Consider the following 22,963-nt stretch of genomic DNA (forward strand, 5'->3'; position numbering starts at 1 on the left):
CCTGGATGGGGAAGTGCTCCCCATCTAAGCAGCTCGCATTCGGTTCTGACAAACTTGTATAAGGGTGGTGAGAACCTGTGGCATCATTACGCGATATAAAAAATCGTATTACTTCTACGAAGAAAACGAGTCAAATTACAAAAGCAATGCAGATGGTATCGGCTGCGAAAATGAATAAGGCGGAAATGAATGCAAGGTCATTCGTGCCTTATATGGAGAAAATCCAGGAAGTTACGGCAAGCATCGCTTTGGGAAGCAAAGATGTATCACATCCAATGCTGACCAGCCGCCCAGTCAAGAAAACTGGTTACCTCGTAATCACTTCTGACCGCGGACTTGCGGGAGCTTATAACAGTAACGTTTTGCGAAATGTCTACCAGACAATTCAAAAGCGCCATAAATCACCGGATGAGTATGCAATCATTGCAGTCGGACGTGTGGGCCGTGACTTTTTCAAAAAGCGCAATATGAACGTCATTCTGGATATTGTTGCTGTTGCGGACCAGCCTGCATTTGCTGAAATCAAGGATATTGCCAGCAAAACAGTTGGCATGTTCGCTGATGAGACATTTGATGAATTATATATGTATTACAGCCATTATGTCAGCGCGATTCAACAGGATGTAACAGAGAAGAAGCTTCTTCCGCTTACGGATATCTCCAGCTCGACAAAGCTTACATCTTATGAGTTTGAACCTTCCGCTGAAGAAATTTTAAAAGTATTGCTGCCTCAATACGCTGAAAGCTTAATCTACGGAGCGCTTTTAGACAGTAAGGCAAGTGAACATGCTGCAAGGATGACAGCGATGCAGAATGCAACGGATAACGCTAAAGAGCTTATCAACTCGTTAAGCTTAAGCTACAACCGTGCCCGTCAGGCAGCTATCACGCAGGAAATTACCGAAATCGTCGGCGGAGCAGCCGCGTTAGAATAAAAACGAAAAGCGGAAGCGCCTCGGTCAGCCCCGACAAGCATAAGACGAGCCCTTTTGGAAGGTGTTCTTTCCTTCCGGAAGGGATTGGCTTATGACCTCGAGGGGCTAGGCGCTGGAGCTAGACACAAACGAAATGAGGAGAACGGGTCCTGCCTGTACTCTCCCATTACGTGAAATGAAAGAGGAGGGAAAAAGATGAACAAAGGACGCGTTCTTCAAGTTATGGGTCCGGTTGTTGACGTAAAGTTCGAAAGCGGCCAGCTACCTGCGATCTATAATGCATTGACTGTTACAAACCCAGCGCGTAACGAATCTGAAGTTGCCATCAACTTAACCCTTGAAGTTGCCCTTCATTTAGGTGATGATACAGTCCGCACCATTGCAATGTCTTCTACTGACGGCTTACAGCGCGGAAGTGAAGTTATTGACTCGGGTGCTCCTATCTCTGTACCAGTAGGTGATGTAACACTTGGACGTGTATTTAACGTGCTTGGTGAATCAATCGACTTAGATCCTGCAATCGCAGCAGATGCACGTCGTGATTCTATTCACAGAGAGGCTCCTAAGTTTGAGCAGCTTTCTACTGAAGTAGAAATTCTTGAAACTGGAATTAAGGTAGTAGACCTTCTTGCTCCATACATTAAAGGTGGTAAGATCGGTCTGTTCGGTGGTGCCGGAGTAGGTAAAACCGTATTAATCCAGGAATTGATCAATAACATCGCTCAGGAGCACGGCGGTATTTCTGTATTTGCCGGTGTTGGTGAGCGTACGCGTGAAGGTAATGACCTTTATCATGAAATGACGGATTCAGGCGTTATCAAGAAAACAGCGATGGTATTCGGCCAGATGAACGAGCCGCCGGGAGCGCGTATGCGTGTTGCCCTGACTGGTTTGACTATGGCAGAATTCTTCCGTGATGACCAGGGACAGGACGTTCTTTTCTTCATGGATAACATCTTCCGTTTCACACAGGCAGGTTCAGAGGTATCAGCCCTATTAGGCCGTATGCCATCTGCCGTTGGTTACCAGCCGACACTTGCTACTGAAATGGGTAAATTACAGGAACGTATCACATCTACTAACGTAGGTTCTGTTACGTCGATCCAGGCGATTTACGTACCAGCCGATGACTATACGGATCCGGCTCCGGCTACAACTTTCGCCCACTTAGATGCAACAACTAACCTTGAGCGTAAGCTTTCTGAGATGGGTATCTACCCTGCGGTGGATCCACTTGCTTCCACTTCCCGTGCATTGTCACCGGAAATCGTTGGCGAAGAGCACTACTCAGTTGCACGCCAGGTACAGCAGACATTACAGCGTTACAGAGAACTTCAGGATATCATTGCGATCCTTGGTATGGATGAGCTTTCTGATGAAGACAAGCTAATCGTAGCACGTGCGCGCCGTATCCAGTTCTTCTTATCACAAAACTTCCACGTTGCTGAGCAGTTTACTGGCCAGCCAGGTTCATACGTACCTGTTAAAGAAACAGTTAAAGGCTTCAAAGATATTCTTGAAGGCAAGTACGACCACCTGCCAGAAGATGCATTCCGACTTGTCGGCCGAATCGAAGAAGTAATCGAGAGTGCAAAGAAAATGGGCGTAGAGGTCTAATTCTGGACCAGGAGGGTAAAAAATGAAGACGATTAAAGTCAGTGTTGTTACTCCCGATGGCCCGGTGTATGAATCAGATGTGGAAATGGTAAGCACAAAAGCTCAAAGCGGTGAGCTTGGAATTTTACCTGGACACATTCCAATGGTTGCACCGTTACAAATTGGAGCCGTTCGTTTAAAAAACGGCGGAAAAACTGATTTCGTCGCAGTAAGCGGCGGATTCCTTGAAGTCCGTCCGGAGCAGGTAACGATTTTAGCGCAATCTGCTGAGCAGGCAGATGAAATTGATGTAGAGCGTGCCGTTCGCGCCAAGCAGCGTGCTGAACAGCGCCTGAATGAGCAGAAGCGTGAAAACATTGATTTCCGCCGTGCAGAGCTTGCACTGCAGCGTGCGATCAACCGTATCGAAGTTTCGGAAAGAAAGTTCTAATAACAATTCATAACACCTCCTGGCCTAGCTGGGAGGTGTTTTTGTTTTTGTATAGGAAATTACAAAATTGAACAATGTGAATAACTCTGTGGAAGAGTGTCTGCATCTAGCTCCAGCGCCTACCCCCTCGAGGTGTCGGGGGTGAGCAAGGCGCTGGAGCTTTTGATTCAGAAATATTTACCACCCAAATTTTAAGAAAATTGCCCCAAAAAAGAGATAAATCACTCGAATTCTTTTATATAGGCCTTTACAATAGAAGAGAGTAAACCTTTAAAGGTTACTCTCTTTTTTAAAGCTATCATGCAAGTCTATTTGAAATAAAAGGAGGAGCCGCAATGCTGGAGTTTGATACAAATATAGACCAATACGCTACGATCAAAGTCATCGGAGTCGGCGGCGGGGGGAATAACGCTGTAAATCGGATGATCGAACATGGAGTTGAGGGAGTAGAGTTTATCGCTGTAAATACAGATGGACAAGCTCTAAATCAATCAAAGGCAGAAGTAACCATGCAAATCGGTGCAGCCTTAACAAGGGGCCTGGGTGCTGGGGCTAATCCTGAAGTGGGCAGAAAAGCAGCTGAGGAAAGTGAAAGCCAGCTTCGTGAAGTGCTGAAGGGTGCTGACATGGTATTCGTTACTGCCGGAATGGGCGGCGGAACCGGAACAGGTGCTGCTCCTGCTATTGCACGCATTGCACGTGAAGTGGGTGCACTGACCATTGGTGTCGTAACCCGTCCTTTCAAATTTGAAGGACGCAAACGTGCAGCCAATGCTGATGCAGGCATCGAAGCCATGAAAAAGGCTGTTGATACGCTAATTATTATTCCAAATGATCGCTTATTGGAGATTATTGATAAGAAAACACCTATGCTTGAAGCGTTTATGGAAGCGGATAATGTTCTTCGCCAGGGCGTTCAGGGCATTTCAGACCTTATTGCCGTTCCCGGTTTAATCAATCTTGATTTTGCCGATGTCAAAACAGTAATGTCCCATAAAGGAACAGCACTGATGGGGATCGGAATCGCCACTGGGGAGGACCGTGCGGCTGAAGCAGCCCGTAAAGCCATTTCAAGCCCGCTGCTTGAAACGTCCATTAACGGAGCCCGTGGCGTTATCATGAACATTACAGGCGGAGCAAATATCAGCTTATATGAAGTGCAGGAGGCTGCAGATATTGTTGCTTCTGCTTCAGATGAAGAAGTGAATATGATTTTTGGTTCGGTCATTAATGATTCCTTAAAAGAAGAAATTCTTGTTACGGTTATCGCTACCGGCTTCAATGAACAAGAGGAGTTAAGGGCGAAACCGAGTACAAGACCATCTGTAGAAAAAGAATATGAACCTACATATCATTATGCAGAAGAACCAAGCAATCGCCGGCCGGTCAGAGAGCCCCGGGAATATCGGGAATCGGTGCAGGATAACTATCGTGTGCAGGCTGACCCGCAGGAAGAGTCACTTGATACACCGGCGTTCCTTAGAAACCGCAGAAGACGCTAATGATAGAAACAGGCTGCCATATAGAGGGCAGCCTGTTTTTTTGGTGGATTTATTGATGGTTGATATGTTGGTGGGTGAGTGGTTGAAGCTGATACATGAAGAAAGGACAGGCAAATGCCTGTCCTTCATTTATTTTAGTACTTTGTCTGGTCATATAGGGTTAACTGATCCAAATTCTTATGAACGGTCATGAGTTTTTTTAGAAGGCTCATGAACTTTTGTTTATCTTCAAAAGGAGTGACATCCAGCTCCCTTTTTAGCTCATTGCTTTTAGTAACGAGCTCATCGAATTTTTGAATAGCTGGGCAGTTGTTTTTAGTCATAAGTAATTCTCCTAATCTAAGCTCTTAATATAACTTTATCACAAAAATTAATTTCAAAGGAAACAGCTATATTTCATTTATATTAAAAAGGAATTGCCATCTTAACTATTTTGTTAAAAGTGTCAGATTTTGTTGAAACTCGTTGAATAGAGTCATATAGTATCAACTTAGAAGACAAGGTTTAAGAAAACCAGGGGGTGATATCCTTGTCGACTGTATTATTTGGAACGGTAGAATATTATGAAAGAGAATTAATCAGCTATTTTACAAATAATCATATACGCAATAAGGATGATGCTGCGATGAAAGTATTCCTTATGCTTGAAGCGGAGATATTCAATGTGTTCTTATTTGACGAAGCGATCCGGATTCGATGTATGCAAAATCTATTAAAAGCTTTTTGCCGGATATCTGAAACACACTTGATCCATTAGCAGCCTATAAATGAATAGAGCAATTGAAATAAGAGGTCCCTGCAGTGAGAGACCTCTTTGTTTTAATTAAGGATAGTAACCTTTACATCTTTTCTTCCCCAATGCAGTGCATCCTGTTCTCCAGGAATAAACACATCAATTTCATGTCCGTTAATTCCGCCGCCAATATCCTCGGCAGTTGCATAGCCATATCCTTCTACAAATACTTTTGAACCCAAAGGAATTACGTCCGGATCAACAGCAATTACTTTTTCATCCGGGTTATCGATAAGATTGACTCCTGTTTTTGTAATGCCGATACATCCTTCACAGCTCGCTGTATAGGCAGTTGCAGTGACAGTCAGAACTTTTCCTTCTTTTGCTGCAGGCTCATTAGTGTTCGCTGCTTTTACGACGGTCTTAGGATTAGCAGCTTCTTTTTTCATTGATTCATTTTTATAGATGATTAGCTCTAATCCAGGTTTAATAAAATCGGATTTCAGCTGATTCCACTTCTTAAGGTTATGTACACTTATATTGTATGTTTTGGCAATATTCCAGAGAGTATCACCGGATTCTACTATGTATATTTCTTCAGGTGAAACATCAAGCTGGTCATTTGGGTGGATCAGATCCCCTGATAGGCCATTCCAGTTTTTAATATCCTGAACGGACACTTCGTGTTTTTGTGCTATGGACCATAGGGTATCCCCTTTATTTACAGTTACTTCTTCTGCATATGCGCTTACACCTGCTGTGCTCCAGATGATTAAGCTCGCGAGCAGATAATAAAGATACTTTTTCATGTTTAACCTCCTATAAACTTGGTTGACAATTATTATGCTAGCACAGAAAATTCTGAGTAAAAGAACAGAGAGGTTATAATTAAATTACGCACATTTCAGGAAATTAACGAAGAAATGGAAAACCATCATAATGTTCATACTAGATGGACGAAAAGCCTTAGATATGGTCATATTTGATATATTCAAACCTTAAGATGGTTTAAATAGAAAGTTTTTCCATTGAGTAAGATAGAAAATTTCTCTCGGTGTGTTACATATCTCACTGACACTGCAGAAAATTTATTTTTTAATGATAGATGAATATAATGAAGAATTTAATGGATATTGACAGGGGGCAAGCTCATATAATTTAAGGAAGATGTGTCAAAATTGGCTATGTAAATTCTCTCCCGGAGATCCAATTATGCGTCCATTGAGAATTTCCAATAATAGTCTGAGGTTGTGTCGACACATGGGAGAGTAGGGTGTATAATGGTTACGGTTACATGTTTAAATGTTGTGAAAATTTTCAGCATTGGAGGGGATGGGCATGGAGCTTTGGAATTTATACCAGAATAACTATTTGATAGTTTTCGTGTTTTTATGCCTGGGCGTATTGCTGCCTGTGGTGGCTTTGTTTTTGGGAAAGCTTTTGCGGCCCTATAAGCCATATGATACGAAGTATACCACATATGAGAGCGGGATTGAGCCATTCCATGATTCGAGGGTGCAGTTCAATGTCCGCTATTATATTTTTGCCCTGATGTTTGTCATTTTTGATGTGGAAACAGTATTTTTGTACCCATGGGCAGTGGCATATGAGAAGCTTGGTATTTTTGCATTGATTGAGATGCTGATTTTTGTATTTATGTTAATAATTGGACTTGTTTATGCATGGAAAAAGAAGGTGCTGAAATGGATTTAAAGTTGGATAATATTACACCGGAAGAAATGGAAGAACTGCAGCGCAATGTGTTTATGGCAACTTTGGAACAGATTAAAGCGTGGGCGCGGAGCAATTCATTGTGGCCAATGACCTTCGGGCTTGCTTGCTGTGCCATTGAAATGATGGGTGTAGGTTCATCGCATTATGATTTGGACCGTTTTGGATCTTTTTTCCGTACATCTCCCCGTCAGTCTGATGTCATGATTGTTTCAGGTACAGTAACAAAGAAAATGGCACCTATTGTCCGCCGTCTTTATGATCAGATGCCTGAACCAAAATGGGTAATCGCGATGGGCTCCTGTGCAACTGCTGGAGGGCCATATGTGAAATCTTACTCAGTTGTTAAAGGGGTCGACCAGATTGTCCCTGTTGATGTATACATACCAGGATGCCCGCCGAACCCGGCAGCATTGATTTATGGAATTAATAAGTTAAAAGAGAAAATCCGTTATGAGGCTAAGACTGGGAAGAAGGTGATCTAACCTATGAGCGGAGAAAAAGATCTTGAACAGCTGAAAAAAGAAGCTGCAGCAAAAGCGAAGGCAGCCGCCCTGGCTAAAATGAAAGCGAAAGAGCAGGGAGAAATAAAGGAAGAAACACCTGCAGAAGACATGGATCTGGCGAAGCAAAAAGCCGCCGCAGCCGCGAAGGCGAAGGCAGCCGCCCTGGCTAAAATGAAAGCAGCAGCCCAAGCAAAACAAGCAGGCGGGGATGACGAAAAGGCAAAAGCGATTGCAGCCGCAAAAGCCAAAGCTGCCGCCGCCGCAAAGGCGAAAGCAGCAGCTCAAGCAAAACAAGCAGGCGGGGACGATGAAAAGGCAAAAGCGATTGCAGCCGCCAAGGCCAAAGCCGCCGCCGCAGCAAAAGCAAAATTAGCCGCAGCAGGCAAAGCAGACGGATCAGCTGATGACGAAAAGGCCAAGGCAATCGCAGCCGCGAAAGCAAAGGCCGCAGCCGCAGCGAAGGCTAAAGCTGCCGGAAGCAAGGCTGACGCTGAACCAGCTGCAGAGAAAGCTCCATCCGTTAATCAGCCTTATCTTGATAAATATGTGAAGGTAATTGAAAAAAATCTGGGATCTGAGGTTCTTGAAGAGTACTATATTAATAATCTTTCCAAGGAAGTGCCGACTTTGGTCGCCAGAGCTGAATCCTATTTTAAATTGGCAGAGTTCCTGAAATATAATGAACAGCTTGGCTTTGATTATCTGTCAGAGCTTCATGGCACCGATTTTGAGACACACATGGAAGTGTATGCTCACTTATACTCATACAAAAACCGCCAATCTGTTGCACTGAAGGTTAAGGTTGACCGCGATGAGCCGGTGATTGATTCACTGCAGCCGTTATGGGCAGGAGCCAATTGGCCGGAATGTGAAGCATATGATTTGCTGGGAATCAAATTCAAAGGGCACCCTAACTTATACCGGATTATGCTGGGGGAAGACTGGATCGGGCATCCGCTGCGAAAAGACTATGAACCGTACGATGTGGAGGTGTAACCAATGCTGCGAACAGAAGAAATGCTATTGAATGTTGGACCTCAGCATCCAAGTACGCACGGTGTTTTTCGCCTGGTTCTGAAAATTGACGGGGAGATCATCAAAGAGGCGAAACCGGTCATCGGCTACCTGCACCGCGGAACGGAGAAATTGGCTGAAAACCTGCAGTATACGCAAATTATTCCTTATACAGATCGAATGGACTATCTTGCCGCCATGACGAATAATTATATCCTTGTCCATGCGGTTGAAACGATGATGGATTTGAAAATTCCGGATCGGGCCGAATATCTGAGGATCATTACGATGGAGCTTGGCCGGATTGCCAGCCATCTTGTATGGTGGGGTACATATTTACTGGATATTGGGGCAACAAGCCCATTCCTGTATGCATTCAGAGAGCGTGAAATGATTATCAATATGCTGAATGAGATATCCGGAGGCCGCTTAACGTTTAACTATATGCGTGTCGGCGGCGTTAAATGGGATGCTCCTGAGGGCTGGGTTGATAAAGTAAGGGAGTTTGTTCCATATATGCGTGAACAGCTCAAAGGCTACCATCAGCTGGTAACCGGAAATGAAATTTTCATGAACCGTGTCAAAGGGGTAGGGAAGTATACGAAAGAGGATGCTTTAAACTACTCGCTAAGCGGTGCAAATCTGCGCTGCACAGGCGTAAAATGGGATCTTCGCAAAGATGAGCCATACTCCATCTATGATCGCTTTGATTTCGATGTGGCGGTTCAGGACGGCGGGGATGCGTGGGCCAGGTATCATGTGCGCATGCAGGAAATAGAAGAATCACTAAAGATCCTTGAACAAGCGGTGGAGCAATTCCCGGCAGAAGGCGATATTCTGGCGAAAGTGCCGAAAATCATCAAAGCGCCAAAAGGGGAAGCGTTTGTCAGAATCGAATCTCCAAGGGGAGAAATTGGCTGCTATATCGCGAGTGATGGAAAGAAGGAACCATACCGGATGAAATTCCGGAGGCCATCATTCTATAATCTTCAGATTCTCCCAAAATTGCTTGAAGGCGAAAACATTGCGAACTTGATTGCTATTTTAGGGGCAATTGATATTGTCCTTGGGGAGGTGGACGGTTAATGGTAGAAGAACTTCTCCATTCCGAAGCAGGTCTGCTGAATTTCGGTATTTTCTTCTTGCTTGCCACCGTTTTACTATTAGTCGTTTTGGGATTTGTTACTTACGCCATTCTGGCGGAGCGTAAAGTCATGGGATTTATGCAGCTGCGCCACGGCCCGAATCAGGTCGGCGGACGCTGGGGGCTTCTGCAGACCGTTGCTGACGTATTAAAGCTTCTTTTAAAAGAAGACACCATTCCTAAGCTTGCAGACAGGCCGCTGTTTATTCTTGCACCGGTTATTGCTTTTGCACCGGCATTCATGGTGCTGGCGACAATTCCATTTACAGACAAACTGCAGTTTGCTGATATTGGAGTTGGATTGCTGTATTACATCGCCATTTCAGGGCTGACAACAGTCGGTATTGTCACAGGGGCATGGGCTTCCAATAATAAATATGCATTGCTTGGCGGAATGCGTGCCGCTGCACAGATGATTTCATATGAAATTCCGCTCGTAATGTCTGTATTAGGCATTATCCTTTTAACAGGCAGTCTAAACCTGAATGAAATTGTTGAAGCGCAAAAAAATGGCTGGTTCATTATTTGGCAGCCTATTGCTTTCATCGTATTCCTGATTGCTTCCACAGCGGAGCTGAACCGTGTTCCATTTGACTTGCCTGAAGCAGAATCAGAGCTGGTCGCCGGTTTCCATGTTGAATACTCCGGCTTCCGCTGGGCGTTCTTCATGCTTGCGGAATATGTATACTTCTTTGCCATGGCTTCATTGACAACCGTACTATTCCTTGGCGGGTGGCTGCCGCTGCCGTTCCTGGAGTTCATTCCGGGTGCCGTCTGGTTTGCGCTTAAGTTTACGGCTGTAATCTTTGTTTTAGTCTGGTTTCGAGTTACATTCCCGCGCCTCCGTGCAGACCAGCTCATGGAATTTGGCTGGAAGGTTCTGCTGCCGGTAGCACTTGCGAATATTTTCTTAACAGCTTTGCTGAAAGAGTGGCTTAATATATTTTAATGAGGAACAGCCATAGCACTTCGATAATTGTCTAGCTCTAGCGCCTACCCCCTCGAGGTCTCAAGCTTGTCTAGTTGCGGCTCCTAGGGACTCGGGGTCATAAGCCGTTTCCTTTCAGAAGAAAGAACGCCTTCTTACAGGAACCGTCTTATGCCTGTCGGGGGTGGGCAAGGCGCTTCCGCATTTCTTAACAAGGGGTGAAAAACATGCTTGGTTTAGCGAAAGGATTATCGTATACCCTTAAAAACCTGACACGCAAAAAGGTAACCTATGATTACCCGAATGAGCCGCTTCCGCTTCCGGACCGGTTCAGGGGAATTCAAAAGTTTTACCCTGAAAAATGCATTGTCTGCAATCAGTGTGCAAATATTTGTCCCACCGATTGTATCGAGCTGACAGGGAAAAAGCATCCGGACCCTGCTAAAAAGGGGAAAATCATTGATACCTATGATATCAACTTCGAAATTTGCATCCTTTGCGACTTGTGTACAGAGGTATGCCCAACCGAAGCGATTATCATGACCAATAATTTTGAACTGGCGGAATATAGCCGTGATGAGCTGTTTAAAAACCTTGAATGGCTCGATGAAAATGATGAAAATATACGGAAGGTGAATAAAGCATGACGTTTTCAGGTGAGTTTTTAGCGTTTATGTCTCTAGCTTTAGTTGCGGTCATCGGCGGCGTGCTTTTATTGAACCTTACCAAAGTTGTGCATATGGTTGTCGCTCTTGTATTTACATTTGTAAGCATCGCCGGAATTTACGTGCTGCTTTCAGCTGAATTCCTGGCTGCGGTCCAGATTTTGATTTACTCTGGAGCGATTACCATCATCATGCTGTTCGGGATCATGCTGACACGCCATAACGACACAAGCGAGCCCAAAACCGGCCGCTGGCGTAAGCTGTTAGTATTCGTGGGGGTTCTTGGCTTCGCTTTCGCGGTCTACATCGGAATTTATAACCTTGATTTGCCGTCAGCGCCGAATGACCTTCATGTCAATAATACTGAGCAAATTGGAATTGAACTTTACTCAAAATTCATTATTCCGTTTGAAGTAACATCTGTCCTATTATTGGTCGCTTTGATTGGATCCGTTGTCTTGGCTAAAAAAGACGATGAAAAGGAGGCTGAAAAGGAATGAGTACAGTTCCCGTTCAAGCATACCTGGCATTGGCTTTAATCCTCTTTTGCATCGGTCTGTATGGTGCTTTGACTAAGCGCAATACTGTGATTGTCCTGATCTCAATCGAACTGATGCTGAATGCGGTTAATATTAATCTAGTGGCATTCAGTAAATATGGCATCACACCGTCCATTACCGGACAGATTTTTACGCTATTTGTTATTGCGGTTGCCGCAGCAGAAGTGGCAGTTGGAATAGCAATTCTGATTTCACTTTACCGTAACAAAAAGAGCGTTAACATTGATGAAATGGATGCTATGAAGCACTAAAAATACTGTAAAAATGCAGCCAGGCTGGCTGAGAATTGAAAAGGCGGCCACCCGCCTGAAAGGACCTGTTCATAAGGTCCCAATCTGGCACGCCGTGCAATAGGGTGTGTTCAAAAAAGGGGATTGTGATAATGATGGAGAATGCATGGATCATACCGCTTTTCCCGCTTTTATCGTTTTTGTTCCTTATTTTATTCGGCAAACGGCTAAAAGAAGCGAGTGCTTATATTGGGATTCTGTTTACCCTGGCATCGCTTGTCTATTCCATATTGGTGCTGGTTGACCGGTTTTCGGCACCAACTTATAAAGCAGAAGGCGTTTGGCTGACTATAGGGGATGTTCAGTTAACAGCGGGTTTTGAAGTTAATCAGTTAAATGCACTGATGCTGGTGATTGTTTCACTTGTCAGTTTCCTGGTACATACGTATTCGAAAGGCTATATGCAGGGGGATGACCGTTTTCCTGTTTTCTATGCCTATTTAGGGTTATTTACATTTGCCATGCTGGGCCTTGTTATCTCGCCTAATCTTCTTCAGACGTATTTCTTCTGGGAGCTTGTCGGACTTGGTTCTTTCCTGCTGATCGGTTTCTATTTTTACAAAGAGGAAGCAAAGGCTGCGGCCAAAAAGGCATTTATCATGACGCGTATCGGAGATGTCGGCCTTTTGATCGGAATGATTCTATTATTCTGGCAGGCTGGCAGCTTTGAGTATGATGAGATTTTTGCAGCAGTTGAAGCGGGTGCCGTTTCAGGCACAATGATTACATTAACAGCGATTCTTATTTTTGTAGGGGCTGTCGGCAAATCAGGCCAGTTCCCGCTGCACACATGGCTTCCTGACGCAATGGAAGGGCCGACGCCAGTCTCCGCATTAATCCATGCAGCGACAATGGTAGCGGCAGGTGTGTATTTAGTGGCGGCGCTATTCCCGCTGTTTGCAGCAAGTGAAACAGCACTGATGACTGTTGCTGTCATTGGGGCCTTCACAGCCATCTTTGCAGCAAGCATCGGCTTGGTTCAGAAGGATATTAAGCGGGTGCTCGCTTATTCAACCGTCAGCCAGCTCGGCTATATGATGCTGGCTCTGGGTTCTGCCGGATATGTAGCCGGCGTGTTCCACTTAATGACGCACGCCTTTTTCAAGGCTTTGCTGTTCCTTGCAGCAGGAAGTGTCATCCATGCCGTTCATACACAGAACATTGAACATATGGGCGGTCTGTGGAAAAAGCTGCGCATAACTGGCCCTCTGTTCCTGATCGGAACACTGGCGATCAGCGGTGTGCCATTATTTTCAGGATTCTTCAGTAAAGATGAAATATTAATCGCTGCCTGGGCACACGGGAACACGGTGCTGTTCTGGCTTGCGGTAATTGCCGCATTCTTTACGGCATTTTATATGTTCCGCCTGTTCTTTATGGTGTTCACTGGTGAAGCAAGAAGTGATATGAAAAATGTTCATGAATCGCCAAGTGTTATGACATTGCCAATGGCAGTGCTTGGGGTTCTGGCTATAGTAGCTGGATATGTGAATACACCATGGTTTGGAACATTTCTAGGAGATTGGCTGGTAGAAGATAACCATGCACTTGGCCATGGCCATATTGAAGGGCCTGCATGGATTATGATTGTTGCAACTGCAGTATCCCTGCTTGGAATTTTCCTTGCCTGGCTAATGTACGGCAAACACTCGCTTTCACGCGATTGGCTGACAAGCAGAATGCCGCTTTCATACCGTGTTTTGTACAATAAATACTATATCGATGAATTCTATTCGCTGACCGTAGTGAATGGGGCGAAATTCATCAGCTCATTCCTGCGCTTCCTGGAAGTATTCCTGGTTGAAGGCCTTGTAAAGAGTGTAACTGGCATCACGTCTGCACTCGGAAAACTTGGTTCAAAATTCCATAACGGCCAAATTCAGACGTATGGAACAGTGGCGTTTGTCGGCCTGGCTATTTTAGTTGTCATCTATGCGTTTACAGGGGGGTACTTAAAATGAACTTAGCTTATTTTCTATCCATTTTAGTTTTCTCCCCGCTGCTTGGTATTTTAGTGTTATCTTTCCTGCCGAGAACGCAGGAATCATTGATCAAGACAGTTGGCTTTCTGTCCACGCTTCCTGCGCTGATATTGGCGCTAATCGCCTATTTTCAATACCGGGCAGGTGCTGGTCTGGAACAGCTGAATGAAAAAGTAAGCTGGATTCAGTTTGGCGATTCCGGCCAGCTTGGAAACCTTTTTTCCATTGATTATGAATTGGGGCTGGATGGATTCTCCCTGATCATGATTGTCCTGACAGCTGTACTTTCTACACTTGCAGCGATTGCTTCTATTCATATTAAAAAAGAATGGAAGGGTTACTTCATGCTGTTTTTGCTGCTTGAAGTCGGCATGCTGGGTGTATTTGCCGCTGAAAACCTGATTCTTTTCTTTATTTTCTTTGAAATCACATTAATTCCGACCTTCTTCCTGATTGGGAAATGGGGTTACTATGAAAAAGAAAATGCGGCATACAGCTTCCTGATCTATAACGGGCTTGGATCTGCTGTTCTGCTGATTGTCATTATGGTACTGTTTGCCCGTACTGGCACAGCCAATATTGATGCTTTGATGGCCGCAATGAACGCGGATAACCCGCAGCTTGTTGCGCCAATCTCTGAAAATATGAAAATGGGCATGCTGATTGCGCTTTTAATTGCATTTGGTGTAAAGCTTCCGATTTTCCCGCTGCACAGCTGGATGGTGCGGGTCCACGTACAAGCTCCGCCATCAATCGTCATGCTGCATGCGGGAGTACTTTTGAAAATAGGGGCATTCGGTTTAATCCGCTTCGGGATGGGAATATTTCCTGAGCAATTCCAAAGCCTTGCTGTATGGCTGGCTGTGCTTGGAGTCGTGAATTTACTGTATGGAGCGTTTCTGGCGTTTGTTCAGACCGATTTTAAAATGGTGCTTGCCTACTCTTCTATTTCCCACATGGGAATCGTTTTAATCGGGTTAGGCGCATTAAATGAGGCAGGAATGCAGGGGGCGATTTTCCAGGTGGTTTCTCACGGTTTAATCGCAGCACTATTATTCTTCCTTGTGGGTGTCTTTTATGAACGCTTTCAAACCTCCAGCATTCAAAATCTCGGTGGTTTGGCAAAAGGGATGCCTATTACGGCAGGCTTCCTTCTTGCAGGGGCAATGGCCTCCCTTGGCCTGCCTGGCATGTCAGGGTTTGTGAGTGAATTTATGGCCTTCCTTGGCCTGTTTAAAGAAATGCCGATTCTCGCTGCGGTCGGTACAATCGGAATCATTATGACAGCTGTTTACCTGCTTCGCGCGGTCCTGGGTATCACATACGGCAAAGCGCATCGGGACTTTGCCGGCATAACGGATATGAAAAAGTTTGAGTTCGTGCCTGTCCTGGTCTTAGTCGGCTTAATTGTCCTGATTGGTGTTTATCCAAGTGTGCTGAGCGAACCGCTGACCTCAACACTTGAAACGATCATGCTTGGGATAGGAGGGTGATGAAGGATGGATCTCGAAACATTATTATCTTATGAATGGGGCATAATGACGCCGGAGTTCATCATCCTTGGTGTTGCGACCGCTCTTTCACTAATGGATTTGTTTATGCCGAAATCCCAAAGCCGGAAAATCCTCGGCTGGGTCGGCTTTGCCGGAATTCTCGCGGCTCTTGTTTCCTTAATGGGCCTTATCGGGCATAGTCCGGAATCCATTTTATTTGATACGTTCAGGCTTGATTCCTTTGCAAAAGCTTTTAAGCTGCTGCTCTTAATCGGATCTGCGATGGTACTGCTGATTGCCATTGGCTATGAGCCGAATGAAGGATTGGAAGAATTCAGGGGGGAATTTTTCTATCTGTTCATGGCTGCATTACTAGGGGCAATGATCATGTCTTCAAGCGGAGATTTAATTACTCTGTTTGTGGGACTTGAGCTTCTTTCCATTTCGTCCTACATTCTCGCAGGCATGAGAAAAAGAAATCTGCATTCAAACGAATCTGCCATGAAATATGTGATCAACGGCAGTATTGCCACAGCGATCACTTTGTTCGGAATGAGTTACGTATACGGTTTAACTGGAACGACGAACTTAAAGGAAATGTCCGGATTTTTGACATCCATCTATAATGAACAGCATATTTACCTGTTAGGCCTTGCATTCTTTATGATCGTGGTGGGACTTTCTTTTAAATTGGCTACAGCGCCGTTCCATATGTGGGCGCCGGATGTGTACCAGGGTGCACCTACACCTGTAACAGCTTTTTTAAGCGTAGTTTCCAAAACAGCCGGATTCATCATTGTTATCCGCATTCTGTTTTCAATCTTTGCGAATGCGCCATCCGGTGATGTACAGGGGCTTCCGATGATCCTGGCTCTTCAGGATTACATTGCCTTCCTGGCAGGAGCCACGATGATTATTGGGAACTTGATTGCGTTAAGACAGCGGAATATCAAGCGTTTGTTTGCCTATTCCAGCATCGCTCAGGCCGGTTACCTGCTGGTTGTGATTGCAAGCATGTCACTATTCATGTTTGATACGCTCTGGTTTTACCTCGGTGCTTACTTATTCATGAACCTTGGCGCTTTCGCGATTATCCAGCAGGTGACACATAAATCGGGATCAGAAGATATCAGCCAATTTGCCGGGCTTTACCGCCGCGCACCGTTCCTGGCCATCGCCATGGCTATCTTCCTGCTGTCACTTGCAGGTATTCCGGGGACAGCCGGGTTTATTGGCAAACTGAATATTTTTATGGGTGCATTAGTGCCAAATGAAGGTCATTATGTACTGGTATCGATTATGATTGCGACCACAGTCGTTTCATACTTCTACTATTTCGGTGTAATGGTGCAAATGTTCTTCAGGCCTGCAGCTGATGCTGATACAGGAAAAGTTAAGATTCCAGCGGCTTTAACAGCTGTTATCGGAATCAGCCTGGCAGCCACCATTCTGTTCGGAATTGCACCAAATATCGCATTTGACTTCCTGCAGGGCAATTTCAATCAGTTTACTGATTTCTTTCAATAAGCGTGTTTAATAATGTAATTTGTTGTTTTCTAAACAAACATAAGTTTTTCCACTGAGTTGATTGGAACGGAGGCCACTTGACTCCTGCGGGAGGAGAGGGAGCGGGAGACCCCACAGGCGAAGCCGAGGAGGCTCCCGTTCCTCCCCGCGGAAAGCAAGTGGCCGCAGTGGAAATCAACGGACAGGATTTTTAAGGGAAAAGGCTTTTTAAAATGGGGGTTTTAAAAAGCTTTTACGAAAAAGGGGACAAAAGGGGTATAAATAAGAGGGGGAAATTTCCCCTTCTTTTTGTTTGCCTTGGTTTAGACTTCGTGTTTATTCGACAATTCGATATAATGGACATACAATCGGCGAAAAAGAAAGAAACTTAATTTTCAAAAAATATCCAGTCATGAAACTTACCTGATAGTATAAACGTCAAATGGTATTGTAGCGCACAGAGCAGGTAAGCGAAGTGGCAATGAATTAAAGGAGGGAAGAAGATGATATCAGGATTTGGGCAGCAGGCACTCATCAGCATTATGTCGCATCTGGTGTTTATTGCGCTGGCCTGGTGGGCGCTTCAGGCATTGCGGTTTGAAACTCTTTTGCGGGCAAATCATGTTTTTCAGGCACGTGTATTGTATGTTCTGCTTTCAATTGTAATTGGATCTTCCGTCAGCAACTTCTTTCTCGACTATCTTTTATGGTCCCAGCAGCTTCCGCTTATACTGCAGAACATCACCTTTTTTTAGGTACTGTATAAGATAGCCATATTTTTTATAAATATAGGTCTTCATACATGTTTTCATTTTGACAATTATTGAGTAAAATCTTTTTGTTGCTAGTTTCCTTGCATACATACTATTTTGTGAAATGGTTTTCAAAGTATGCACTAAAGCGCACAAAGAGCTCCAAATTAACAGTATTTTAACTGCCTTTCAGTTTGTCAAAAAGTGACGACAATTCCCAAGTATGCTCACTCTATCCTTGGTAACAATGGTACTAAGGGGAGGAGTTTACAAATGAAAAAATCATTCAGTACATTATTTATTATTGCCATTATTGGTTTCATGATGATAAACATTGGGAATAAGACGACTGTAGCCAAAGGGGAGCTTGACCTGTTGACGATGGCCTCGGTTTTACAGGGCGAGAATATTTTTATCAAAGATTGGACTTTGCATGCGAGAGAAAAAATGGAAAGCCAAAACCTTCAGGAAGTAAAAGCATTCACCAATGATCTGCAGTCTCAATATCCTGATTGGGAATGGAGCTTTCAAAAAACAGAAAAATCATGGGAAGCAAAAGCTATTATTAAGCAGACAGATGCTCAGTCAGAAACAGTAAAAATTTTATCAACCCCCACAAAAGGTCAAGTTCAGACGTATGTGATTTATGAGGCCAAAGGTCAGGGGTGGAAACAAGAACAGAGCAAACTGGCTGCAGAACTAAATAGTAAGATTTCTGACATTTTTCGAGGAAATGCCACAATTTTCTCTTGTATCCAAGGCGAATTCAATGGTAAGATTAATAAGTCTTTGCCTGATACTGCTAGTCAATTACTGGACGCTTTTAATGCGACAGAAATAGAAGCACTAAAAGAAGACCAATTTATTTCAGCATCAGCAAATTCGCCGCTTTTTGGTGAATCGATTGAGACAAATGGCAATGAAATGAACATGCAGCTTGGATTACGGACAAATGGAATGGGCGCCAAGACAAACATAGTTATTGGCACACCCATCATAATGATTGAATATTAATATAGAGAAATTGGACGCGGAGGGGAATACACTTTGGATAAAATCATCGTCCGCGGCGGAAATAGGTTAAGCGGTTCTGTCAAAGTTGAAGGAGCAAAAAACGCTGTTTTACCGGTTATCGCCGCAACACTGTTAGCAAGTGATGGCAAAAGCGTAATTCGTGATGTCCCAACACTCTCCGATGTATATACTATTAATGAAGTATTACGCTATTTAAACGCCGAAGTGGAGTTTGAAAATAATACAGTAACAGTAAATGCATCTCGAGAGTTGAAGGTAGAAGCACCATTTGAATATGTACGCAAAATGCGTGCTTCAGTTTTAGTCATGGGATCTTTATTAGCAAGAAATGGCCGTGCCCGTGTGGCATTGCCAGGGGGCTGCGCAATTGGTTCCCGCCCGATCGATCAGCATTTAAAAGGCTTTGAAGCGATGGGTGCGAAAGTAAAGGTTGGTAATGGCTTTATTGAAGCGGAAGCACCGGAAGGCCGCTTGCATGGAGCAAAAATATATCTCGATTTCCCTAGCGTTGGTGCTACGGAGAACATTATGATGGCTGCAACATTGGCTAAAGGCACAACGGTTTTGGAAAACGTAGCTAAGGAACCTGAAATTGTGGACCTGGCTAACTTCCTTAATAAAATGGGTGCCAAGGTTAAAGGGGCAGGAACGGGCACGATCCGCATTGAAGGTGTGGACGTACTGTTCGGTGCAGAGCACAACATCATTCCTGACCGCATTGAAGCAGGCACATTCATGGTGGCAGCTGCCATTACAGGCGGAGACGTACTTGTAAAAGGTGCTGTACTTGAGCATTCTGCTTCATTAATCGCCAAAATGGAAGAAATGGGTGTTACCTTCATTGAAGAAGCTGAAGGCATCCGTGTTATGGGTCCAGACAAGTTGAAGGCCGTTGATATTAAAACAATGCCTCATCCTGGATTCCCGACAGACATGCAATCACAAATGATGGCCCTATTGCTTCACGCTCAGGGTACAAGTGTGATTACGGAAACTGTATTCGAAAACCGTTTCATGCATGTGGAGGAATTCCGCCGCATGAACGCCGATATTAAAATTGAAGGCCGTTCCGTGATCATGAACGGACCAAGCAATCTGCAGGGCGCAGAAGTAGCTGCGACAGACCTTCGTGCAGCAGCAGCCTTGATCCTGACTGGATTGGTGGCAGAAGGCGTAACACGCGTGACAGAACTGAAGCATCTTGACCGCGGATATGTGGACTTCCACGAAAAGCTTGCCGGACTGGGAGCAGATATCGAACGTGTGACAGAAGTGGAAGAAACACCTGTTAATAATGGTCTTGTTTCTGACATGAACGCATAAGTAATGCCAATCAAGGCGGCTTCCTTAGAGTCATCAAAATAGTCGCCTTGCGCGCATTTCAAACTGAAACCGCAGAATCGAGCTGTCAGAGGACTGACAAATCGATTCTGCGGTTTTTGCTTTGAAGCAATTATTAATCTATTGTCATATTAGCTTGTCCATAGCCATAAACATGAATTGAGTTCGAATTATTTATTTGCTATGGAGGCTTAAAACATGACAAAATTCAAACCTTTCATCGTACTAGCCGCTCTGTTGTTTGCCGTCACGCTCATCGTTCCCTCCCTGCTTGTGATTCCTTTTACAGAAGGGAATGTCAGCGGGAAGCTTGGTGAGGAGCTTAAAACTGATGCCAAGAAAGAGACGGCGGCAGAAATTCCTCAAGGGCCAGCCATAGAGGTAGGAGTCTACCGCCTTGCACAGAAAAGGGTGGAGACGGTACCGCTTGAAGATTATATTGTCGGAGTGGTAGCATCAGAAATGCCGGCCGAGTTTGAAGAAGAAGCTTTAAAGGCACAGGCATTGGCGGCAAGAACCTTTATCGTGAAACAAATGATGAACAAAGATAGCGTGGAACTTCCTGAAGGGGCATTAGTGTATGATACCGTAACCCACCAGGTTTATAAAAATGAAAGTGAACTGAAGCAAATTTGGGGACCAGATTACAAATGGAAAATTCAAAAGGTTAAAGATGCCGTAAACTCAACAAGGGGCCAGATCCTCACCTTTGACGGCTCGCCGATAACAGCTTCCTTCTTTTCAACAAGCAACGGCTTTACCGAAAATTCCGAAGCCATCTGGCCAAATTCCGTTCCTTATTTAAAGAGTGTAGAAAGCAAATGGGACCTGCAGTCGCCGAAGTTTAACGGCAGAGAGGTATTTTCTGTACAGGATTTTGAAAGGAAATTGGGCGTGAAGCTTCCAAATGACAGCACCATAGGCACAGTGACTGAGCGAACAGCCGGCCAGCGGGTTTCCAAAGTGGATATTAACGGGAAAGTAGTCAGCGGAAAAGACATCAGAGAGAAACTGGGCCTGAAATCAACAGACTTCACCTGGGAACGCAAAGGCGACAATATCATCATCAACACCCAAGGCTATGGCCACGGAGTCGGCATGAGTCAATACGGCGCAAATGGCATGGCAGCTGAAGGAAAGAACTACAAAGAAATCGTTGCTCACTATTATAAAGGAGTGGAAATTGAAGCTTCTGACCAACTGCTGACGAAAGTAACGGCTAAAAAATAAACGAAAGAGCTGGTTCATAGAGAATCAGCTCTTTCGTTTTGCCCTGCCAAAGAAACTAAGAAGCTTACCAAGCCTTTTAAACTTCCCATAAAAAAGAGCCCTGCTGATAAAATACCAGCACACCGCCACACCGGTAATATCCTTAACAGCATCAATCACAGCAGCAGACCGGTACGGTACAAAGGACTGATGGATCTCATCGAGAATTCCGTAAAAGCACGCAATAAGTGCCAAAAGAATATTCACACCCGGCGTCAGCTTAACGGCAGTCATTGCTGCCAGAACCAGAAGAACATATAAAATACCAAACTCAATCAGATGCATAGATTCTTTTATAAATCGGTCCACAGCCAAATCCGGCAGCTCCACCACAGCATCTGCCGGCATGCTGGACAGGATCCAAATCAGCGCCATATACAGGAAAGGCAGCACGCGTATTATCCACTTAACCATTCTTCAGTAACTCCTTTAAAAATATTTTCTCAGATCATGCATAATCCAAAAACGTTTGTCGAAAAATAAGCCCAAAAAATTTTTTTTGAGAAATGTATATAATCCTCTCAATCTGTTCAGACTGATTGCTGAGGTGATGATAAATGAGAGAGGAAGAAAAGAAACGATCTTCTCAAGATTCCAGCTTTAAACGCTTTATGAAAAAGCGGTGGGCATTCCCAGCAATCTACATTGCAAGTGCAGCAATCATTCTAACCGGTGTTCTTTGGTACCAGACTAGCGACAACGCTACAGACACTGACAGCTACGATTACGAAGCCACTGATATTACCGGCAAAAAGTACGACGAGCCAGCATTGGAAGTTAACCGTGCAATGGAAAACTTCGTAATGCCTGTCAAAGACCCAGACTCAGCTGTCATTCAAAAACAATTCTATGACTATGACGGCAAGGCTGAAGAACAGGAAGCTGCTCTAGTATTTTACAATAACACATACCATCCGAACACAGGTATTGATATTGCCACTAAGGATGGGGAAACATTTGATGTCCTTGCTGCATTAAGCGGAAAAGTTACCAAGGTAGAAGAAGATTCACTGTTGGGTAATGTCATTGAAGTGGAGCATGACAAAGGAATTGTAACACAATATCAATCTGTTACAGAGATGAATGTTGAGGTTGGCGACCAGGTAGAACAAGGTGATGTCCTTGCAAAGGCAGGCGAAAGCTTGTTTAATGAAGAAGCAGGCGTACATGTACACTTTGAAATCCGCAAAGACGGAACACCGGTCAATCCGCTTGATTTCTTCAATAAGCCGCTAAGCTCTTTACAAGAGCTGGACACAGCTGACAAAGCAGACGCTGAAGAAAACAGCGGTGCAACTGAAGAAAACGATGAGGCTGCTCCTTCTGAGGACAAGTCCACTGAAGAGTCCGGCAAAACGGAAGATGAAGGTTCTGCTGAAGAATCTGCAGATGAAAATGCCGGAAATACGGAAGAAGACGAGTCTGCTGATACAGAAGAAGACCCAGCTGGAACTTCTGAAGACGAAGGTCAAACTGACGACCAAGTTGAAGAAGACACTGCAACTGAATCAACTGACGCATAATAATAGG

The 22,963-nt window shown here is 44.5% G+C and carries 23 protein-coding genes and 1 pseudogene; 21 read left to right on the forward strand and 3 right to left on the reverse strand.

What is annotated here, in order from left to right; translation table 11 throughout:
- Nucleotides 1-77: 77 nt before the first annotated feature.
- The 4 genes from BK139_RS04495 (at nt 78) to ftsZ (ending at nt 4,484) form a co-directional block, all read left to right on the forward strand.
- Entirely contained in the window at nt 78-935 is an 858-nt protein-coding gene (locus BK139_RS04495; RefSeq protein ID WP_076257124.1) for a F0F1 ATP synthase subunit gamma, read from the forward strand.
- Nucleotides 936-1,130: 195 nt separating this feature from the next.
- Nucleotides 1,131-2,552 (forward strand): F0F1 ATP synthase subunit beta, encoded by a 1,422-nt coding sequence (gene atpD / locus BK139_RS04500; RefSeq protein ID WP_076257126.1) that lies wholly within the window; start codon nt 1,131-1,133, stop codon nt 2,550-2,552.
- Nucleotides 2,553-2,574: 22 nt separating this feature from the next.
- Nucleotides 2,575-2,982: a F0F1 ATP synthase subunit epsilon gene (locus BK139_RS04505; protein WP_035327916.1), complete on the forward strand. Its 408-nt coding sequence runs from the start codon at nt 2,575-2,577 to the stop codon at nt 2,980-2,982.
- Nucleotides 2,983-3,317: 335 nt separating this feature from the next.
- The gene (gene ftsZ, locus BK139_RS04510; RefSeq protein WP_076257128.1) at nt 3,318-4,484 is read left to right on the forward strand and encodes a cell division protein FtsZ; all 1,167 of its coding nucleotides are present in this window, start codon (nt 3,318-3,320) and stop codon (nt 4,482-4,484) included.
- 134 nt (nt 4,485-4,618) lie between these two features.
- Here ftsZ and BK139_RS04515 read toward each other — a convergent pair whose 3' ends face one another.
- Nucleotides 4,619-4,807 (reverse strand): hypothetical protein, encoded by a 189-nt coding sequence (locus tag BK139_RS04515; protein WP_076257130.1) that lies wholly within the window; start codon nt 4,805-4,807, stop codon nt 4,619-4,621.
- Nucleotides 4,808-5,013: 206 nt separating this feature from the next.
- Between BK139_RS04515 and BK139_RS04520 the strand changes: the two genes are divergently transcribed.
- Nucleotides 5,014-5,241, forward strand: coding sequence for a hypothetical protein (locus BK139_RS04520; protein ID WP_076257132.1), 228 nt, complete (start codon nt 5,014-5,016; stop codon nt 5,239-5,241).
- Nucleotides 5,242-5,303: 62 nt separating this feature from the next.
- Here BK139_RS04520 and BK139_RS04525 read toward each other — a convergent pair whose 3' ends face one another.
- A complete protein-coding gene (locus BK139_RS04525) occupies nt 5,304-6,026 on the reverse strand; it encodes a LysM peptidoglycan-binding and 3D domain-containing protein (protein WP_076257134.1) in 723 nt (240 codons plus the stop codon).
- 529 nt (nt 6,027-6,555) lie between these two features.
- Between BK139_RS04525 and BK139_RS04530 the strand changes: the two genes are divergently transcribed.
- The 15 genes and pseudogenes from BK139_RS04530 to spoIID all read left to right on the forward strand — a co-directional run bounded on the left by BK139_RS04530 (nt 6,556) and on the right by spoIID (nt 21,394).
- A complete protein-coding gene (locus BK139_RS04530; protein WP_035327896.1) occupies nt 6,556-6,930 on the forward strand; it encodes an NADH-quinone oxidoreductase subunit A in 375 nt (124 codons plus the stop codon).
- On the forward strand, nt 6,921-7,433 hold the full coding sequence (locus BK139_RS04535) for a NuoB/complex I 20 kDa subunit family protein (protein WP_035327895.1): 513 nt from the start codon (nt 6,921-6,923) through the stop codon (nt 7,431-7,433). The genes BK139_RS04530 and BK139_RS04535 overlap by 10 nt, the downstream gene beginning before the upstream one ends.
- Before the next feature lie 33 nt (nt 7,434-7,466).
- Nucleotides 7,467-8,450, forward strand: a pseudogene (locus BK139_RS04540) (NADH-quinone oxidoreductase subunit C); the annotation flags it as partial.
- 3 nt (nt 8,451-8,453) lie between these two features.
- Entirely contained in the window at nt 8,454-9,554 is a 1,101-nt protein-coding gene (locus BK139_RS04545) for an NADH-quinone oxidoreductase subunit D (protein ID WP_076257138.1), read from the forward strand.
- Complete coding sequence (nuoH, locus tag BK139_RS04550) at nt 9,554-10,561, forward strand: NADH-quinone oxidoreductase subunit NuoH (protein WP_048007952.1); 1,008 nt, start codon at nt 9,554-9,556, stop codon at nt 10,559-10,561. The genes BK139_RS04545 and nuoH overlap by 1 nt, the downstream gene beginning before the upstream one ends.
- A gap of 206 nt (nt 10,562-10,767) precedes the next feature.
- Nucleotides 10,768-11,187, forward strand: a complete 420-nt coding sequence (gene nuoI / locus BK139_RS04555; protein ID WP_035327886.1) for an NADH-quinone oxidoreductase subunit NuoI — start codon at nt 10,768-10,770, stop codon at nt 11,185-11,187.
- Nucleotides 11,184-11,705, forward strand: coding sequence for an NADH-quinone oxidoreductase subunit J (locus BK139_RS04560; protein WP_048007953.1), 522 nt, complete (start codon nt 11,184-11,186; stop codon nt 11,703-11,705). Before nuoI ends, BK139_RS04560 begins: the two co-directional genes overlap by 4 nt.
- Nucleotides 11,702-12,016, forward strand: a complete 315-nt coding sequence (gene nuoK, locus BK139_RS04565; RefSeq protein WP_035327883.1) for an NADH-quinone oxidoreductase subunit NuoK — start codon at nt 11,702-11,704, stop codon at nt 12,014-12,016. The genes BK139_RS04560 and nuoK overlap by 4 nt, the downstream gene beginning before the upstream one ends.
- Nucleotides 12,017-12,147: 131 nt before the next feature.
- Complete coding sequence (gene nuoL / locus BK139_RS04570) at nt 12,148-14,016, forward strand: NADH-quinone oxidoreductase subunit L (RefSeq protein ID WP_076257140.1); 1,869 nt, start codon at nt 12,148-12,150, stop codon at nt 14,014-14,016.
- The gene (locus tag BK139_RS04575) at nt 14,013-15,530 is read left to right on the forward strand and encodes an NADH-quinone oxidoreductase subunit M (RefSeq protein WP_076257142.1); all 1,518 of its coding nucleotides are present in this window, start codon (nt 14,013-14,015) and stop codon (nt 15,528-15,530) included. Before nuoL ends, BK139_RS04575 begins: the two co-directional genes overlap by 4 nt.
- A gap of 6 nt (nt 15,531-15,536) precedes the next feature.
- Nucleotides 15,537-17,057, forward strand: a complete 1,521-nt coding sequence (nuoN, locus tag BK139_RS04580; RefSeq protein WP_076257144.1) for an NADH-quinone oxidoreductase subunit NuoN — start codon at nt 15,537-15,539, stop codon at nt 17,055-17,057.
- 482 nt (nt 17,058-17,539) lie between these two features.
- Complete coding sequence (locus tag BK139_RS04585) at nt 17,540-17,791, forward strand: DUF1146 family protein (RefSeq protein WP_076257146.1); 252 nt, start codon at nt 17,540-17,542, stop codon at nt 17,789-17,791.
- Between the two features lie 270 nt (nt 17,792-18,061).
- Nucleotides 18,062-18,802, forward strand: coding sequence for a YwmB family TATA-box binding protein (locus BK139_RS04590; RefSeq protein ID WP_076257148.1), 741 nt, complete (start codon nt 18,062-18,064; stop codon nt 18,800-18,802).
- A gap of 33 nt (nt 18,803-18,835) precedes the next feature.
- Nucleotides 18,836-20,146, forward strand: coding sequence for a UDP-N-acetylglucosamine 1-carboxyvinyltransferase (gene murA, locus BK139_RS04595; RefSeq protein WP_076257150.1), 1,311 nt, complete (start codon nt 18,836-18,838; stop codon nt 20,144-20,146).
- Nucleotides 20,147-20,362: 216 nt separating this feature from the next.
- Nucleotides 20,363-21,394, forward strand: coding sequence for a stage II sporulation protein D (gene spoIID / locus BK139_RS04600; RefSeq protein ID WP_076257152.1), 1,032 nt, complete (start codon nt 20,363-20,365; stop codon nt 21,392-21,394).
- A 24-nt stretch (nt 21,395-21,418) separates the two neighbouring features.
- Here spoIID and BK139_RS04605 read toward each other — a convergent pair whose 3' ends face one another.
- Complete coding sequence (locus tag BK139_RS04605; protein WP_076257154.1) at nt 21,419-21,847, reverse strand: VanZ family protein; 429 nt, start codon at nt 21,845-21,847, stop codon at nt 21,419-21,421.
- A gap of 143 nt (nt 21,848-21,990) precedes the next feature.
- Between BK139_RS04605 and spoIIQ the strand changes: the two genes are divergently transcribed.
- Nucleotides 21,991-22,956, forward strand: coding sequence for a stage II sporulation protein SpoIIQ (gene spoIIQ / locus BK139_RS04610; protein WP_076257156.1), 966 nt, complete (start codon nt 21,991-21,993; stop codon nt 22,954-22,956).
- Nucleotides 22,957-22,963: the final 7 nt, after the last annotated feature.

The organism is Paenibacillus sp. FSL R5-0490 (assembly GCF_001956215.1).
GTDB lineage: Bacteria > Bacillota > Bacilli > Bacillales > Cytobacillaceae > Cytobacillus.

What these genes read in the sequence shown, in the direction of transcription:
- atpD (WP_076257126.1), top strand. Translation starts at nt 1,131, where the DNA reads ATGAACAAAGGACGCGTTCTTCAAGTTATGGGTCCGGTTGTTGACGTA.
- BK139_RS04505 (WP_035327916.1), top strand. Translation starts at nt 2,575, where the DNA reads ATGAAGACGATTAAAGTCAGTGTTGTTACTCCCGATGGCCCGGTGTAT.
- ftsZ (WP_076257128.1), top strand. Translation starts at nt 3,318, where the DNA reads ATGCTGGAGTTTGATACAAATATAGACCAATACGCTACGATCAAAGTC.
- BK139_RS04515 (WP_076257130.1), bottom strand. Translation starts at nt 4,807, where the DNA reads ATGACTAAAAACAACTGCCCAGCTATTCAAAAATTCGATGAGCTCGTT.
- BK139_RS04525 (WP_076257134.1), bottom strand. Translation starts at nt 6,026, where the DNA reads ATGAAAAAGTATCTTTATTATCTGCTCGCGAGCTTAATCATCTGGAGC.
- BK139_RS04530 (WP_035327896.1), top strand. Translation starts at nt 6,556, where the DNA reads ATGGAGCTTTGGAATTTATACCAGAATAACTATTTGATAGTTTTCGTG.
- BK139_RS04535 (WP_035327895.1), top strand. Translation starts at nt 6,921, where the DNA reads ATGGATTTAAAGTTGGATAATATTACACCGGAAGAAATGGAAGAACTG.
- BK139_RS04545 (WP_076257138.1), top strand. Translation starts at nt 8,454, where the DNA reads ATGCTGCGAACAGAAGAAATGCTATTGAATGTTGGACCTCAGCATCCA.
- nuoH (WP_048007952.1), top strand. Translation starts at nt 9,554, where the DNA reads ATGGTAGAAGAACTTCTCCATTCCGAAGCAGGTCTGCTGAATTTCGGT.
- nuoI (WP_035327886.1), top strand. Translation starts at nt 10,768, where the DNA reads ATGCTTGGTTTAGCGAAAGGATTATCGTATACCCTTAAAAACCTGACA.
- BK139_RS04560 (WP_048007953.1), top strand. Translation starts at nt 11,184, where the DNA reads ATGACGTTTTCAGGTGAGTTTTTAGCGTTTATGTCTCTAGCTTTAGTT.
- nuoK (WP_035327883.1), top strand. Translation starts at nt 11,702, where the DNA reads ATGAGTACAGTTCCCGTTCAAGCATACCTGGCATTGGCTTTAATCCTC.
- nuoL (WP_076257140.1), top strand. Translation starts at nt 12,148, where the DNA reads ATGATGGAGAATGCATGGATCATACCGCTTTTCCCGCTTTTATCGTTT.
- BK139_RS04575 (WP_076257142.1), top strand. Translation starts at nt 14,013, where the DNA reads ATGAACTTAGCTTATTTTCTATCCATTTTAGTTTTCTCCCCGCTGCTT.
- nuoN (WP_076257144.1), top strand. Translation starts at nt 15,537, where the DNA reads ATGGATCTCGAAACATTATTATCTTATGAATGGGGCATAATGACGCCG.
- BK139_RS04585 (WP_076257146.1), top strand. Translation starts at nt 17,540, where the DNA reads ATGATATCAGGATTTGGGCAGCAGGCACTCATCAGCATTATGTCGCAT.
- BK139_RS04590 (WP_076257148.1), top strand. Translation starts at nt 18,062, where the DNA reads ATGAAAAAATCATTCAGTACATTATTTATTATTGCCATTATTGGTTTC.
- spoIID (WP_076257152.1), top strand. Translation starts at nt 20,363, where the DNA reads ATGACAAAATTCAAACCTTTCATCGTACTAGCCGCTCTGTTGTTTGCC.
- BK139_RS04605 (WP_076257154.1), bottom strand. Translation starts at nt 21,847, where the DNA reads ATGGTTAAGTGGATAATACGCGTGCTGCCTTTCCTGTATATGGCGCTG.
- spoIIQ (WP_076257156.1), top strand. Translation starts at nt 21,991, where the DNA reads ATGAGAGAGGAAGAAAAGAAACGATCTTCTCAAGATTCCAGCTTTAAA.